Origin of the sequence: Plastoroseomonas hellenica (assembly GCF_018129085.1) — a bacterium.
Classification (GTDB): Bacteria; Pseudomonadota; Alphaproteobacteria; order Acetobacterales; family Acetobacteraceae; genus Plastoroseomonas; species Plastoroseomonas hellenica.
In genome coordinates, this window is record NZ_JAAGBB010000015.1 from 15,467 (window position 1) to 28,304 (window position 12,838).

The 12,838-nt window shown below is 68.9% G+C and carries 18 protein-coding genes; 6 read left to right on the forward strand and 12 right to left on the reverse strand.

Annotated features, from left to right (window positions below):
* Positions 1 to 72: 72 nt before the first annotated feature.
* From GXW71_RS13790 to GXW71_RS13800, 3 genes are read right to left on the reverse strand one after another with little or no spacing between them, the layout of a single operon-like run.
* Positions 73 to 552: a MaoC family dehydratase gene (locus GXW71_RS13790; RefSeq protein ID WP_211853107.1), complete on the reverse strand. Its 480-nt coding sequence runs from the start codon at positions 550 to 552 to the stop codon at positions 73 to 75.
* A gap of 53 nt (positions 553 to 605) precedes the next feature.
* Positions 606 to 1,682 carry an HlyD family secretion protein gene (locus GXW71_RS13795; protein ID WP_211853108.1) on the reverse strand — a complete coding sequence of 359 codons (1,077 nt, stop codon included), beginning with the start codon at positions 1,680 to 1,682 and terminating at the stop codon, positions 606 to 608.
* A complete protein-coding gene (locus tag GXW71_RS13800; RefSeq protein WP_211853109.1) occupies positions 1,679 to 3,244 on the reverse strand; it encodes an MFS transporter in 1,566 nt (521 codons plus the stop codon). The genes GXW71_RS13795 and GXW71_RS13800 overlap by 4 nt, the downstream gene beginning before the upstream one ends.
* Before the next feature lie 169 nt (positions 3,245 to 3,413).
* Here GXW71_RS13800 and GXW71_RS13805 point away from each other — a divergent pair, with 169 nt between their 5' ends.
* Positions 3,414 to 3,995, forward strand: a complete 582-nt coding sequence (locus GXW71_RS13805) for a TetR/AcrR family transcriptional regulator (RefSeq protein ID WP_211853110.1) — start codon at positions 3,414 to 3,416, stop codon at positions 3,993 to 3,995.
* A 35-nt stretch (positions 3,996 to 4,030) separates the two neighbouring features.
* On the forward strand, positions 4,031 to 4,246 hold the full coding sequence (locus tag GXW71_RS13810) for a hypothetical protein (protein WP_211853111.1): 216 nt from the start codon (positions 4,031 to 4,033) through the stop codon (positions 4,244 to 4,246).
* A gap of 155 nt (positions 4,247 to 4,401) precedes the next feature.
* Here the strand turns inward: GXW71_RS13810 and GXW71_RS13815 are convergent, their stop codons facing one another.
* Positions 4,402 to 5,007, reverse strand: coding sequence for a PIN domain-containing protein (locus tag GXW71_RS13815; RefSeq protein WP_367617304.1), 606 nt, complete (start codon positions 5,005 to 5,007; stop codon positions 4,402 to 4,404).
* A gap of 3 nt (positions 5,008 to 5,010) precedes the next feature.
* On the reverse strand, positions 5,011 to 5,466 hold the full coding sequence (locus GXW71_RS13820) for a helix-turn-helix domain-containing protein (protein ID WP_211853112.1): 456 nt from the start codon (positions 5,464 to 5,466) through the stop codon (positions 5,011 to 5,013).
* A 69-nt stretch (positions 5,467 to 5,535) separates the two neighbouring features.
* Between GXW71_RS13820 and GXW71_RS13825 the strand changes: the two genes are divergently transcribed.
* The gene (locus tag GXW71_RS13825) at positions 5,536 to 5,742 is read left to right on the forward strand and encodes a hypothetical protein (RefSeq protein WP_211853113.1); all 207 of its coding nucleotides are present in this window, start codon (positions 5,536 to 5,538) and stop codon (positions 5,740 to 5,742) included.
* 128 nt (positions 5,743 to 5,870) lie between these two features.
* Here the strand turns inward: GXW71_RS13825 and GXW71_RS13830 are convergent, their stop codons facing one another.
* Both GXW71_RS13830 and GXW71_RS13835 read right to left on the reverse strand, forming a co-directional pair.
* Positions 5,871 to 6,611: an SDR family NAD(P)-dependent oxidoreductase gene (locus GXW71_RS13830; protein ID WP_211853114.1), complete on the reverse strand. Its 741-nt coding sequence runs from the start codon at positions 6,609 to 6,611 to the stop codon at positions 5,871 to 5,873.
* A gap of 44 nt (positions 6,612 to 6,655) precedes the next feature.
* Positions 6,656 to 7,045: a DoxX family protein gene (locus tag GXW71_RS13835; protein ID WP_211853115.1), complete on the reverse strand. Its 390-nt coding sequence runs from the start codon at positions 7,043 to 7,045 to the stop codon at positions 6,656 to 6,658.
* A gap of 156 nt (positions 7,046 to 7,201) precedes the next feature.
* Here GXW71_RS13835 and GXW71_RS13840 point away from each other — a divergent pair, with 156 nt between their 5' ends.
* Positions 7,202 to 7,585 (forward strand): winged helix-turn-helix transcriptional regulator, encoded by a 384-nt coding sequence (locus tag GXW71_RS13840; RefSeq protein WP_211853116.1) that lies wholly within the window; start codon positions 7,202 to 7,204, stop codon positions 7,583 to 7,585.
* Positions 7,586 to 7,795: 210 nt separating this feature from the next.
* Here the strand turns inward: GXW71_RS13840 and GXW71_RS35175 are convergent, their stop codons facing one another.
* The gene (locus GXW71_RS35175) at positions 7,796 to 7,924 is read right to left on the reverse strand and encodes a hypothetical protein (protein ID WP_281417365.1); all 129 of its coding nucleotides are present in this window, start codon (positions 7,922 to 7,924) and stop codon (positions 7,796 to 7,798) included.
* A 110-nt stretch (positions 7,925 to 8,034) separates the two neighbouring features.
* On the opposite strand from GXW71_RS35175, the gene GXW71_RS35180 reads away from it, so the two are divergent.
* The gene (locus GXW71_RS35180; RefSeq protein WP_281417366.1) at positions 8,035 to 8,160 is read left to right on the forward strand and encodes a hypothetical protein; all 126 of its coding nucleotides are present in this window, start codon (positions 8,035 to 8,037) and stop codon (positions 8,158 to 8,160) included.
* A gap of 5 nt (positions 8,161 to 8,165) precedes the next feature.
* Here GXW71_RS35180 and GXW71_RS13845 read toward each other — a convergent pair whose 3' ends face one another.
* Entirely contained in the window at positions 8,166 to 9,047 is an 882-nt protein-coding gene (locus GXW71_RS13845; RefSeq protein WP_246526553.1) for an AraC family transcriptional regulator, read from the reverse strand.
* Between the two features lie 250 nt (positions 9,048 to 9,297).
* On the opposite strand from GXW71_RS13845, the gene GXW71_RS13850 reads away from it, so the two are divergent.
* The gene (locus GXW71_RS13850) at positions 9,298 to 9,873 is read left to right on the forward strand and encodes a hypothetical protein (RefSeq protein WP_211853117.1); all 576 of its coding nucleotides are present in this window, start codon (positions 9,298 to 9,300) and stop codon (positions 9,871 to 9,873) included.
* Between the two features lie 145 nt (positions 9,874 to 10,018).
* On the opposite strand, the gene GXW71_RS13855 is transcribed toward GXW71_RS13850, so the two are convergent.
* The 3 genes from GXW71_RS13855 to GXW71_RS13865 form a co-directional block, all read right to left on the reverse strand.
* Positions 10,019 to 10,957, reverse strand: a complete 939-nt coding sequence (locus GXW71_RS13855) for a 2-hydroxyacid dehydrogenase (protein WP_211853118.1) — start codon at positions 10,955 to 10,957, stop codon at positions 10,019 to 10,021.
* Positions 10,958 to 11,412: 455 nt separating this feature from the next.
* Positions 11,413 to 12,198, reverse strand: a complete 786-nt coding sequence (locus GXW71_RS13860) for an alpha/beta fold hydrolase (protein WP_211853119.1) — start codon at positions 12,196 to 12,198, stop codon at positions 11,413 to 11,415.
* A gap of 136 nt (positions 12,199 to 12,334) precedes the next feature.
* Positions 12,335 to 12,760 carry an organic hydroperoxide resistance protein gene (locus GXW71_RS13865; RefSeq protein ID WP_211853120.1) on the reverse strand — a complete coding sequence of 142 codons (426 nt, stop codon included), beginning with the start codon at positions 12,758 to 12,760 and terminating at the stop codon, positions 12,335 to 12,337.
* Between the last annotated feature and the right edge of the window lie 78 nt (positions 12,761 to 12,838).

Below are 12,838 nucleotides of genomic sequence, written 5' to 3' on the forward strand. Positions count from 1 at the left end.
CGCCGAAGAAGGCCGAGAAGGTGCCTACCGCGATGCCGAAGCCTTCTCCTCCCTCCACCGGGCTCAGAGCCGTCAGGCGCCCGGCCCCTGGACCGTCCCAGCCGCCGCCCGCCGCGGCACCAGCAGCCGCGCCGTCAGCACCTGCACGGCCTCATCCGCCTGGTTCAGCGTGGTCGTGCGCAGCGTCACCCAGCCGTCGGCGGGGCGGGAGCGGGAGGGCTGGACCGCCAGCACCTCGCATTCCACCCGCAGCCTGTCGCCCGGGCGGGTCGGCCGCGGCCAATTGATCTCCCCACCCGTGCCGATCACGCCCTGCGCGAAGGGCAGCGCCTCCGTCAGCAGCCGCATCGTCAGCGCCGCGGTGTGCCAGCCGCTGGCGGCGAGGCCACCGAATAGGCTGCCGCGCGCCGCCTCCTCATCCAGGTGGAAGGGCTGCGGGTCGTAGCGGGCGGCGAAAGCCTTGATCTCCTCCGCCTCGATCGGCACCGGCCCGGCGGCGAAGCGCATGCCCTCCGCCAGATCCTCCAGGAACAATCGCTGCTGGCTCGCCATGGCGGCCCTCCCCTCTCCTGCGGTGATGATCCTGCCCGTCCCAGCGGCCGGGGTCAGGTGCGCGGCGTCACCTGGCGCGCGCTGGGCGCATCGGGCGCGGCGGCACCGGTGACGCTGACGATGGCCGACAGGCCCGGCCGCAACCGCGCCAGCTCGGCCTCGCTGCCCCGCAGGTTGATCCTGACCGGCACGCGCTGCGCGATGCGGGTGAAATTGCCGGTCGCGTTGTCGGGCGGCAGCAGCGCGAATTGGGCGCCGCTCGCGGGGGAGACGCTGTCGACGGTGCCGGTGAAGCGGATGCCGGGCACGCCATCGACGGTGATGGTGGCGGCAGCACCGGGGGTGATGCCGGGAAGCTGCGTCTCCTTGAAGTTCGCGACGATCCAGATCTCGCGCGCCACCACGGCGATCAACTGCGTGCCGGGCCGCACATATTGGCCGAGCCGCACCTGCCGCTCCCCCACCCAGCCATCGACGGGCGCCCGCACCACCGTGCTCTCGAGGTCGATCTCCGCCAGGCGCAGCGCGGCCGCGGCGGCATCCCGATCGGCCTCGAGCTGCGGGCGCTGGCTGTCGAGGACAGCGAGCTGCCGGCGCGCGCCGGTCAGGTTGGCGCGCGCTTCGGCGACGCGGGCCTCGGCGCGTAGGCTTTCGGATTCCGCCTGGTCGCCGCGGGATTGCGAGGCCCAGCCATCCCGCGTGAGCTGGCGCTGGCGGGTGAAGTCGCGCTGCGCGCGATAAGCCTCGGCCTCGGCGCCCTGCAGCACCGCCGCCGCCTGCTCGATCGCGGCGCGCTGCAGCTCGAGCCGGGTCGCGAGGTTGTCGATCGCGGCGCGGCGCCCCTCCAGCGCGGCGGCGGCCTGCGCGACGCGGGCGCGGTAATCCGCGTCATCGATGCGGAACAGGATGTCGCCGGCCTGCACCGCCTGGTTGTCGCGCACGCCGAGCTCCGCGATGTAGCCGGCGACCTTGGGGCTGATCGGCGTCACCTCCCCGCGGACGAAGGCGTTGTCGGTCGTCGTGGCCTGGCCGAAGGGCAGGATGCCGCCCGGGTTCAGCGCCGTCGAGGCGGCAGCGAAGACGCTGCCGGCGACGAGCATGCCGCCGAGCGCCGCGGTGTAGAGCTTCATGGAAGGTCTCCTGTGACTGACGTGCGCCGCGGCAGCGGCTTGCTGGCGCCGATGGCGATGACCCCGAGCGCGCCGAGGATCAGCACGGCCCCGAGGACGAGGAAGGCGTCGTTGAAGGACAGCACCCAGGCTTCGCGGCGCACCGCGGCGGCCAGCAGCGCGACCGCCTGCCTGGCCGCGCCGGCGTCATCGACCAGGCGGCTGCCGAGGGCATTCGCCATGGCGGCGATCCGCTCCGCCGGTGCGGTGGCGTAGAGCGACACCGCTTCGGTGAGGAAGCTCGAATGGAATTTCTCGCGCTCGGTCGCGAAGTGGGAGACGAGCGCGACGCCGAGCGTGGTGCCGCCCGTCGTCGTCACGTTGAAGGCGATCGAGGCGGTCGGCAGGTCGGCCGGCTTGAGCGCGCCGGCGCCGACCAGGAGATCGGGGGCGAGGAACAGCAACTGCCCGGTGCCGAACAGCATCAGCGCCCAGCGGAACTGCTCGCCGGCCACGAGGCTGGTGCCATCCATCACCAGCGCCGCGCCGAGGCCGCAGAGCAGCAAGCCGCTGCCCATGACGATGCGGCTGTCGAGCCGGTGCAGCAGCCACCAGACCAGCGGCAAAGCGAGCGCCTGCGGCACCGCGGCCCAGAGCAGCAGCTCCGCGATCTGCAGCGGACGGTAGCCCTGGGTCAGCGCGAGGAATTGCGGAATGAGCCAGGTGCTCAGCGCGAAGCCGGCGCGAAAGACGAGGTTCAGCGTGATCGGCACGCCGAAGCGGCGGTTGAGCAGCAGCGCGGGCGCGATGACCGGCAGGGGCGAGAAGCGCGCGAGGAAGACGAAGCCTGCCGTGGCGCCGAGTGCGGCCGCCGCGGCCCAGGTGACGACCTCATTCTCGAACCAGAATCGGCGGGTGCCCTGGCTCAGCACCAGCATCAGCGCCGCGAGGCCGATCGAGAGCAGGGTCAGTGCCGCCCAGTCGGTCTTGAGCGCCGCGCGATTGACCGGCGGGCGCGGCAGCCAGGCGAATGCCGCCAGCGCCAGCACGCCGCCGATCCCCGCCTGGATCAGGAACAGGCTGCGCCAGCCGAAGGCATCCTGGACGAAGCCGGAGACGATCGGGCCGAGCGTCGTCGGGAACAGCAGCACGAAGGACAGCAGCACGAGGCCGAAGGCGAGGCGCGGCCCGCCCATGACCATGAAGACCGCGACGAAGGCGAGCGGCCCGAAGGACCCGGCGGCGAGGCCTTGCAGCGCGCGGAAGGTGAGCAGCAGCCAGAGCGGGCCGCCGCCGGCGCAGGCGAGCGCCATGGCGCCGAAGACCAGCGCATTCGCCGCGGCATAACGGCTGGGGCCGAGCGCCCGGATCAGCGTGCCGGAGGCGATGATCCCGGCGAAGCTCGCCATCGTATAGACGGTCGTGATCCAGGAGGCCTCGTCGGCCGAGAGGCCGGTGCCGCCCTGCACATCCGCGATATTGGCAGAGACGAATTGGGCCGAGAGGGTGACGAGGAAGGACCCCGCCAGGCCGGTCGCGAGGAACAGCACCCGCTCCCGCGTAAGGACCGCCGTGTCGCTCATGGTGATGCGCTGAAGCTGGGCATGGGGATCCCCCGAAGGCCTTGCCGCGGGCCCATGCCCGCTTTACATGATGAGTATCATATTATATGAGGACCATCAGATAAGTCTTTCGCGCATGCCTGCCCGGCGTTGTCCCGCTGGGCCGGCGAGCAAGGTGGGAGTGGGTTCCATGCGCTACGAAAAGGGGCATCGCGATGCGACGCGCGCCCGCATCATCGAGATCGCGTCCCGCCGCTTACGCAGGGACGGCGTGGAGGCGGTGGGCATCGCCAGCCTGATGGCGGAAGCCGGCCTGACGCATGGCGGCTTCTACGCGCATTTCGCGTCGAAGGAGGATCTGGTGCGCGCGGCGCTGGGCGATGCCATGCAGCGCGGCCAGGACCGGCTGGGCGAGGCCGCCGCGCAGGACGGGCTGGAGGGGATCATCCGCTACTATCTGCGGCCGCGGCACCGCGACGAGCCGGAGCGCGGCTGCGCCGCCGCGTCCCTGGCCGCCGAAGTCGCGCGGCATCCGGAGGCGACGCGATCGACCCTCGCCGATCCCGTGGAGGATCGCGTGGCACTGATCGCGGAATGCCTGCCCGCCGGCGATCCGGCGGAGCGGCGGCGACGGGCGATCGGCATCTTCGCGAGCCTGATGGGGACGCTGCAGCTCGCCCGGCTGGCGCCGGACCCGGCGCTGTCCGATGAGATCCTCGCCGGCGGCGCCGCGGCCGCGCGCGCGTTGGCGGGCGGTGCAGGCCAGGTATGATCCACCCCCGCCGGGGTTATGGAGGATAGGATCCGATGCTCACGCAGGCCGAGGCCAAGGCTGTCATCGTCGAGCGGTTCCGGGACTATCTGGGTGCGAACGGCGTGATCCGCGCGACGGCCATGGATGCGCAGATGTTCTGGGAGGAGCTGCTGCAGCGCGACCCGGGCTTCCGGTTCGCGGGCCAAGGCGAGCCCTGGCTGAAGGTCAGGTCGTGGCTTCTCGAAGCCGGGATGATCAAGGACCTCTGATGGCATCCGGGGGCGCGGCGGACAGCCCGGACGATGCCGCTCCGCAAGCGCCGATCAGCGGCGCGGCTTCGGCGGCGGAGGGCGTAGAGCGGCCCGATGCCCCGGCTCGGCAGCACGGCCCTCGCCGGGGTGATGGCATTCCCGCTTGCCGGATCTCACGGCTTGTCGCCGGCCGCGCCCTTCCCTGCACTGAACAGCAAGCGAAGCGCCTGGATGTGAGCTGCGGCCTGCGGCACGCCCGCCTTGCGGAGCGCCACCACATATTCCGGCAGATCCAGCGGAGGCGATCGGTAGTGCTCCAGATCGGCCGCCACCGCATCCGCGAAGGCGGCCGGATCGATGCTCTCGACATCGAGGAGGAATTCGTCGGGGTGAACGGCGTGCAGCCCGAAAGGCGCCAGGCTCGCAATCGGGAAGTCCTGGAGATTGAAGGTCACGATGCAGCTTGCCCGCCCCAGAATCGCCGCTGCCAGAACATGGCGATCATCAGGGTCGGGCAGGCTCAGCCCGGGGATGAGCGCCTCGTATCCGGTCACCAGCGCATCGAGAACCGCGGCATCCATCTGGCGCCTGGTCCTCTCCAGCGATGCCGGCGTCAGATCCGGCCTGTTCCTCACGAGGCTGCCGATCCACTCGTCATGGACGGCGTCACTCCATCGCGCGCGGAACATCTTGGTCTGCGCGAGATGCAGGATGAGGCTGCGAAGCCGGGCGCCATAGAAGACGTTCGCGTCGAAGAATGCCGTGAACGTCGAGATCACCGCCTATTCGAGCTCCAGCCGGCGCGCTTCGGCCGCCATATCGGCCAGCGCCTGCTTTCGCTTCTCCGTCGAGGTGCGCTCGAACTCGAGGAGATCCGCGAAGCGGATGCGCCGATGGCGCCCGACCATGCGATGCGGAATCTCGCCCTTGTCGACGAGGTTCACCAGGAATGGGCGCGACACGTTGAGATAGTCCGCGGCCTGCTGGGTCGTCAGCTCCGCCGTGTGCGGGATGATCGAGAATGGGCGGCGCGTCGCCATCGCCTCGAGAACGCTCAACACGATCTCGACCGCGCGCGCGGTCAGTGGAACCGCGACCTCGGGCGCCTCCCGCAGCACCAGCTGCGCGCCCTGACCAGCCTTCGCGATAGGGGCAAGGCTGGCGGCGCCGGCCTTCGCGATGGCCGCTTCCGCCTCGGTCGCGACGATGGGCTCGGCCTGGTCGAGCAGAGCAAGCATCTGGCCCTCCATAGTCCGGGGTTGCCGATCTATATACGCATTAAATGCAATAAACGCAATTAACGAATCATGCGGGTCTACGGAGGAACAGGGTACGAGCACGCGGCGGGCTTCAATGACGGCTACTACGTCCTCGCCTGGCCGGACGGGAAAATCACGGAACGGGTAGCCCGTCCCAGGACGACATTGGCATCCGCGATCCTGGAAGGCGACCCGGCGAAGGCCCCCAAGGTGGGCCGATCGATCGGCGAAGCGCTCCGCGATCTCCTGCCGTAGAGCTTGCCGGGACATCAGCGCTGGCGGCGAGTTCCCAGGAGGTCTCCGCGACGCCCTTCGCCTCCGCCGAGGCTGATCTGCGTCGCTACGGCCGCGGTCGCGATCCGCACGCGCCGCCCGGTCGCGGCTCAGCGCGCGCTGTCGATGATCGCGCCGCCATCGGGCGTGAGGCTGTAGCCCGTGAGGTACTGCGCATCCTTGCTCGCGAGGAACAGGACGACCGGCGCGATGTCCTCCTCCGGCGATCCGAAGCGCGCGAGCGCGTTGGGCGGCGGCGGAGCGTCGCCCGCGCCCCAGGTGTCCGCGATCGGCAGGAGGTTGTTCACGGTGATCCCGTCAGCGCCCCATTCGCGCGCGGCGACGCGCGTGAGGGCGCGGACCGCCTCCTTCGCCATGTCATAGGGGGCATAGCCCACCATGCCGAGGACACCGGCCATCGAGGCGAAGTTGATGATGCGCCCGGCTCCGCTGGCCTTGAGATGGGGATGGCAGGCCTGCATCATCCGTAGGTAAGCGATCGGCCCCATCGCGAAATTGCGCTGCAACTGCGCGACCGGGAGATCGATGACCGAGGACAGGACGGCGGACGGATCGAAGGCGTTGTTCACGAGGATGTCGATCCCCCCGAAGGCGGCCGCCACCCTGTCCACCGCCGCCGTGATCTGATCGGCATCGGCGATGTCGCAGACGACGCCGAGCGCGGTGCCGCCGGCGGCTTCGATGTCGGCCACCACGCGATCGACATTCGCGGGCGTGCGTGAAAGCACCGCCACCTTGGCACCTTCCGCCGCGAACAGCTTCGCGGTGGCGCGGCCGATGCCGCGGCCGGCGCCCGTGACAAGGGCGACCTTTCCCGTGAGTCGGTCCATCTTCATCTCCATTGGGTAAGGGTGTGTCGGCGGCTGTCGCCGCGTCAGAGCGCCGCCACCTGGGCGTAGGGCGAAGGCACGTCGCGCGCGGCGTTCTGCGTGGCGAAGGAAGCGGCCAGCAGCGCGAGGCCGAGTGCCGCCGGCAGGGCGCCGCCGGGCTTGCGCACACCGAGATGCGCGAGCGCCGAGAGCAGCAGGTGATAGAAGATGCCGGCATAGGCGAGGTCGCTGAGCGGCACGCTGACGCGCGACAGGATCGCGGCCACGCCCAGCACCTTCACGGCGGCGATGACGGGCACGAGGTAGGCGGGGTAGCCGAGGTCCGCGAGGGCCTGGCGAACCCAGCCCCCGCGCGTCACGTACAGCACAGCGGACACCAGATAGAGCAGCGACAATAATGCCGTGCTGATCCAGTACGCATAATTCGCGGCCATGTGGTCTTCCTGAGTTCTGTTCCGGCAGCGACATCCCGCGCCGTCTATTCTGTCGTCCGGCCTGCGGGTGCGCATTCTTCTGTGCACCGGCGGCGCGCACCGAAAATGTCGTCTAATATCGGCAGTCGCAAGTAGGATGAAAAACTTGCGGTTAGTATGGAAGACCAGACCATGAGTGGCGGCGAGATCAACATGCACGAGGAGATGCGCCGTGCCTTCGCGCTGCTCTCGGGCAAATGGAAGCTGGAGATCCTCTGGCTGCTCAATCAGCGGCTGCACCGCTTCGGGGAGCTGCGGAAGGCGATCCCCGGGATCACCCAGCACATGCTGACGGCGCAGCTCCGCGAGCTCGAGGCGGATGGGTTGGTGTCGCGCACCGTCTTCGCGGAAGTGCCGCCCCGGGTCGAGTACGCGATCACGCCGAAGGCCCGCGGGCTCGGGCCCACGATGGCAGCGCTGACGGCGTGGTGGAACGAACATGGGCGCAGCATCCCGCCCAAGCGGTCGCCCCCTCGCGGGCGCCAGGCCAGAGGCGGCTAGCCCGGAAATCTCACCAGCGACACCCGTGCTCGCTTGGTCTCGGCGGCGCCTGGCATTCCGCGGTGCTCGCCAAGACACCCTGTCTTGGCTCCGCGCCGCGAAACACCAGGCACCACCGATCCCGGCGCGATCATCGGACGCCCTGGTGAGATATCCGGGCTAGATCCAGGTCCGGCGGCCGGGAGTGCCGCCCGCCGGACCTGGCGCCGATCAGCGCGCGGCGCCCCCCGCCGTCCTGGCGGCGCGATCGATCACCTCGGCCACCGCCCGCGGCTGGGTCATGAAGACCGCGTAGCTGCCGGGAACCTCAGTGATCGCGGCGCCGATGCGGGTCGCCATCTTCTGCAGCATCCCCGGCGCGAAGGCCTTGTCCTGCGCGGCGATGACCGCCCAGCTCGGCTTGGTCCGCCACGCCGCGTGCTGCAGCCTGGTGCCGAAGCATGCTTGCCATGTACATCGGCGCGTTGATGGGTCCGAGCCTGACCGCCTGGATGGCCGCCCTCGGCATCGGCGCGGTGCCTTTTCTGCTGGCATGGGCGCTCGCGCGGCGAAGGCCGGCCGCGAAACCGGCGTGAGGGCGCTATGTCAGCGGCAGGAACAGGTCCGCGACAGCCTCATGCTCCGGCACCTCCGGGAAGAAGCTCAGCCGCTGGCAATAGATCGGGAAGTCTCGCGCTTCCTCACCGCTGGCCGGAAGCCAGTCGCGATAGAGGTAGAGCGCGGCGGGCTCCAGATTGTCGGTATTGCCGATGACGCGCAGCACCGCGCAGCGTCCGCCGGGGATCTCGCCGGTCTTGATCGGCTCGCCCTTCGCATCGATCGGCCGGTCGGTCCCGACACAGAGGTCTATGCTGTAATCAGCAGGCGAGGCAGGACGCCGCTCGGACCGCCAGACATTGAAGGTCGGGCTTGTCCTGGGGTGCAGGCCGGCCGCTTTGCGCCAGGCGATGAACCGCTGGATGGTGGCGCCAAGCGTCGCCGGGTCGCCCCGATGCTCCATGATCGCCACCCGCGTCGGAGGCACATCGCGAATCGTCACATCGTCAGCGGTAAAACTCTTCTGCACGAGCTTGCTCCTGGCGTTGTCGAGAGGCCCGAAGGCCGCAAGCCACGGTTCCCAGTCGGGAGACGTCCGGAACGCCGAAGGCGATTGCCCGAACCTCTGCCGAAAGGCGCGCGCGAAGGCATCCGGTGCGTCGTAGCCGGCATCCATCGCTATCTCCGTGACGCTTTGGGCGTCCCTGAACGCCAGCCGGTGCGAAGCGCGCTTCATACGGGCCAACTGGACATAGCGATGCACGGACAGCCCGAAGGTCGCCGTGAACTGCCGGTGGAAATGAAACTTCGACAAAGCCGCGACACGGCTCAGCGTTTCCAGGTCCAGATCGCTGTCGAGATGCCGGTCGATATGGTCCAGCACCCGCCGCATCCGGGCATGGTGGTTCTGCAGCGCCGCCTTCATCGCCCTTCCTCCGTGGCGGCACCAGCTAGCCGCTGATGGCCACGACCCGCTCGACCGATCTTGCGGTTTGGCATGGATCGGCCGGAAGCCCCTGCCGCGCGGAGGGATATGGCGGCGCTTGGCTCAGCAAGACCGCCCTGATTGTGATGCTACCATTACATTCCGTGAAGAAAATGACATGGCGTGTTCGTATACGCTCCTGCCTGCGCCGCCGCCATCGGGGCGGCAGGCGAGGAACAGGAGCGACAAAATGACGCTTTTGCAGACCTTCACCGCCTGTGGCAGCCAGACCTGGAACTGGGAGGCGAAGATCTATTACCCACTCGCCATGGCGGTCGGTGGCGTGAAGGAGATGGTGGAGAAAGTCGTGGTCGACGTCGGAGCCGGCGGTTCGATCAAGGAGCTCAATATCCTCGACCATGGCGGCGTCGCGAATGACGTCGGCTGGGTCCAGCTCGGTTCGGACGAACTGACGGAGACGGATATCGACAAGGGCGGCACGGAGCCGTGGCGCGCGCTGGCATCCCTCAAAGGCCTCTTCGCGGATGAAGGTTATCTGTTCTTCATGAACTGCGGAGCCGGGCAGTCGACGAAGATCCTCACCTGGGCGGCGAAGCTGACGGGCACACGGGTCTATGGCGGGACAGGGTTTGAGCACATGGCGGGCTTCAATGACGGCTACTACGTCCTCGCCTGGCCGGACGGGAAAGTCACGGAACGGGTCGCCCGCCCCAAGACGACACTGGTATCCGCGATCCTGGAAGGGCCGGTGAAGCCGCCGCCTGCCCGATCAATCGGCAGAGCGCTCGCCCCCCTCCTGCGGTAGAGCGGAGCCGGAGAGCTCCGCCCGCCGCAGCCGGCGTCCGATCTGGCGCGGGCGGGCGATGCTTCACGCGCTCAGGCGCGTGGCGCCTCGCCAGGCCGCGAACCCCGATGGCAGCGCCAGAGCCGCCATTGACCCACCATCCCCGTCAATACCCCATCGCCTTGTCGATTTCCTGCAGGAGACCGCCGCCGCCCTCGATGCTCCTGATGTTCGCCGCGATCTCGGTGCCAAGCTGCCGTACGGTCGGTCGCCGCGCGACATGCGGCATGACGGTCACTTTCGGATGCCGCCATAGCGGATTGTCCGACGGCAAGGGTTCAGGATGCAGCGCATCGAGCGCGGCGTAGGAGAGCTGACCAGAGTCGAGCGCGGCCAGCAGGTCAGCATTCACGACATGCCGACCGCGTCCGATATTGATGACCATCGCGCCCCTCGGCATCAGCGCGAATGTGCGGGCGCACAGGATGCCCTCGGTCTCGCGGGTCAACGGCAAGAGGCAGACCGCGATATCGGCCTGGCGCATGAATGGATCGAACTGGTCTGGGCCATGAAAGATCGGGATCTCCGCATCCGGCTTCGGGTTGCGCACCCAGGCTGATACGGGGAAGCCGAGCGATTGCAGCACCAACGCCGGCGCCTTCGCCATCAGCCCGAAGCCGAGAAAGCCGATACGACGCTCGCCCGGCCGAACAATGGGCCGGCGTAGCCACTCGCCCCTGGCCTGGGCCTGCTGATAGAGCGGCATCTCGCGGTGCAGGCGCAGCACGTGCATGATGACGTATTCCGTCATCATCGGATCGCCGTCCGCCGGCTCGATTTTGCCGAGCGGCGCCTTTGGCAATTTCGGATGGTTGATGAATGCCTCGACACCGGCCGAACGGCTGAACATCGCCTTGAGGTTCGGCAGCGGCGGGATCGCGTCGAAGTCAGGCCGCATGAAGGCCAGATACGTGATCTCGGACGTGTTCCCGAGATCGGGGAAGATGCGGATTTCCAACTCCGGGAGCAGTTCAGCGAGCGTGTCGCGCCAGCTCTGCGCACTGCCAACTTCTTCCGTATCCAGGCCGTAGATCAGCAGCGCCATGGCGGTCTCCTTCCCGAGGCGTGGGTCGTCGTGCGTGTCGCCGTTCCGGATGGACAAGACCTAGCAGGTCTCGGTGATCCCGCCGATCGCTGACGTCGCTATCCCAGGGGTCAGGTGACCCTACCGAATGGCGGATGGAACATCACCCGCTGGGCGCTTCCGCGAAGCCGCGAGAGCGGCCAGTTTCGCTCAAGGCATCAACCGGCACTCGGCGCGGCTCGGTGGCGCCCGATTTCTCTCACGTCTCCATGCCGCCGGGGTTCCCGGACGCGCTTCGGTCGGCCGCCAAGCGGTTCGTGAAAGAGTATCGCAGCCAACTGCGGACCTTCGGTGGCGGTCGAGGGCGACGCCTTTCGTTGGGTACCGGTCTTCTGGGACGACTGACGGGTTGCTGGGTCAGGGCGCGGACTCATGGCGTCAATGAGTCCACGCCCTGGAACCTGCCCTGGCGCCGATCAGCGCGCGGCGCCTCCCGCACCCTTGGCGGCACGGTCGATCACATCGGCCACCGCCCGGGGCTGGGTCAGGAAGACGACGTGGCTGCCCGCCACCTCCTCCGTCACCGCGCCGATGCGCTGCGCGGTGCGGCGCAGCAGCCGGGGATCGATCGCATTGTCTTGCGTCGCGACCACGGCCCAGCTCGGCTTGCTCCGCCACGCCGCCTGGGTGAGCTTCGTCGAGAAGATCGACATCGCGATCGGCACCTGCGAATCCCTGAGGAAGGCGGCATCGGCATCGCTGGTGTCGCCGGCGAAGCCGAGCTTGAACTTCTCCAGGTTCACGAAGCCGAAGCCATCCGCCTGCGGCTCGATGATGAAGTCCGGCGGGGCCGGGATCTCCGCGAACTGGTCGCCCGTCGACTCGCCCACATCCGGCGCCAGCGCCGAGACATAGACGAGACCCGCGACCTTCGGGTCATTGCCCGCTTCGGTGATGACGGTGCCGCCATAGGAGTGGCCGACCAGGATGGCCGGTCCGTCCTGACGGGCCAGCACCCGGCGCGTCGCCGCGACGTCGTCGGCGAGCGAGGTCAGCGGATTCTGGACGATGCTGACCCGGTAGCCGCGGGCGGTGAGCTGGTCATAGACGCCGCGCCAGCCGGAGCCGTCGGCGAAGGCGCCGTGCACCAGCACGACGTTGCGGACGGGCTGGCCGGCCGGCTGCGCCTGGGCGCTGGCGGCGCCGGCGATGGTCGCTGCCGCGGCGGCAGTGGCGAAGAGATCACGACGGGTGATGGTCATGGCGGGGATCCGTTCTGCGAGGGTGGAAAGGTCAGGTCTGAGCGAGGGATTTTTCGCCCCGGCCGTGTCGGCTGACGCAGCCGATGCTGGCGGCATCGGCGAGGAAGCCGGCGCGGCAGGGGCGGAAAAGACCCGCTCAGGCGGCCAGCGACAGGCGCACGTCGAGGCCGTTGCGGGTGGCGTGGGAATAGGGGCAGACGATGTGCGCCTGATCGACCAGCTCCCGCGCGAGGCCGGGCTCGACGCCGGGCAGCGCGATGGTCAACGCGACATCCAGGCCGAAGCCCTGGCCGTCATCGCGCTTGCCGATGCCGACCGCGGCGGTGACGGTGCTGTCATCGGCGATCTTCACCTTGCGCTGGCCGGCGACGAACTTCAGCGCGCCGAGGAAGCAGGCGGCATAGCCGGAGGCAAAGAGCTGCTCGGGGTTGTTGCCCGCGCCGCCGGGGCCGCCGAGCTCCTTCGGCGTGACCAGCGCCACGCTGAAGGCGCCGTCGGTGGTGGAAGCCTGACCGGTGCGGCCGCCGGTGGCGGTGGCTTCGGTGCGGTAGAGGACGTTCATGGGGCCGTTCCTTCGTGTCATCGGCGATAATGATTATCGCGATAAGTGTTTAGCTACCGCAGGATCGGTGGCCTGTCC

Coding starts and splice junctions, on each gene's coding strand:
- GXW71_RS13790 (WP_211853107.1), bottom strand. CDS start 552: ATGGCGAGCCAGCAGCGATTGTTCCTGGAGGATCTGGCGGAGGGCATG.
- GXW71_RS13795 (WP_211853108.1), bottom strand. CDS start 1,682: ATGAAGCTCTACACCGCGGCGCTCGGCGGCATGCTCGTCGCCGGCAGC.
- GXW71_RS13800 (WP_211853109.1), bottom strand. CDS start 3,244: ATGAGCGACACGGCGGTCCTTACGCGGGAGCGGGTGCTGTTCCTCGCG.
- GXW71_RS13805 (WP_211853110.1), top strand. CDS start 3,414: ATGCGCTACGAAAAGGGGCATCGCGATGCGACGCGCGCCCGCATCATC.
- GXW71_RS13810 (WP_211853111.1), top strand. CDS start 4,031: ATGCTCACGCAGGCCGAGGCCAAGGCTGTCATCGTCGAGCGGTTCCGG.
- GXW71_RS13820 (WP_211853112.1), bottom strand. CDS start 5,466: ATGCTTGCTCTGCTCGACCAGGCCGAGCCCATCGTCGCGACCGAGGCG.
- GXW71_RS13825 (WP_211853113.1), top strand. CDS start 5,536: ATGCGGGTCTACGGAGGAACAGGGTACGAGCACGCGGCGGGCTTCAAT.
- GXW71_RS13830 (WP_211853114.1), bottom strand. CDS start 6,611: ATGGACCGACTCACGGGAAAGGTCGCCCTTGTCACGGGCGCCGGCCGC.
- GXW71_RS13835 (WP_211853115.1), bottom strand. CDS start 7,045: ATGGCCGCGAATTATGCGTACTGGATCAGCACGGCATTATTGTCGCTG.
- GXW71_RS13840 (WP_211853116.1), top strand. CDS start 7,202: ATGGAAGACCAGACCATGAGTGGCGGCGAGATCAACATGCACGAGGAG.
- GXW71_RS35175 (WP_281417365.1), bottom strand. CDS start 7,924: ATGGCGACCCGCATCGGCGCCGCGATCACTGAGGTTCCCGGCAGCTAC.
- GXW71_RS35180 (WP_281417366.1), top strand. CDS start 8,035: ATGTACATCGGCGCGTTGATGGGTCCGAGCCTGACCGCCTGGATGGCC.
- GXW71_RS13845 (WP_246526553.1), bottom strand. CDS start 9,047: ATGAAGGCGGCGCTGCAGAACCACCATGCCCGGATGCGGCGGGTGCTG.
- GXW71_RS13850 (WP_211853117.1), top strand. CDS start 9,298: ATGACGCTTTTGCAGACCTTCACCGCCTGTGGCAGCCAGACCTGGAAC.
- GXW71_RS13855 (WP_211853118.1), bottom strand. CDS start 10,957: ATGGCGCTGCTGATCTACGGCCTGGATACGGAAGAAGTTGGCAGTGCG.
- GXW71_RS13860 (WP_211853119.1), bottom strand. CDS start 12,198: ATGACCATCACCCGTCGTGATCTCTTCGCCACTGCCGCCGCGGCAGCG.
- GXW71_RS13865 (WP_211853120.1), bottom strand. CDS start 12,760: ATGAACGTCCTCTACCGCACCGAAGCCACCGCCACCGGCGGCCGCACC.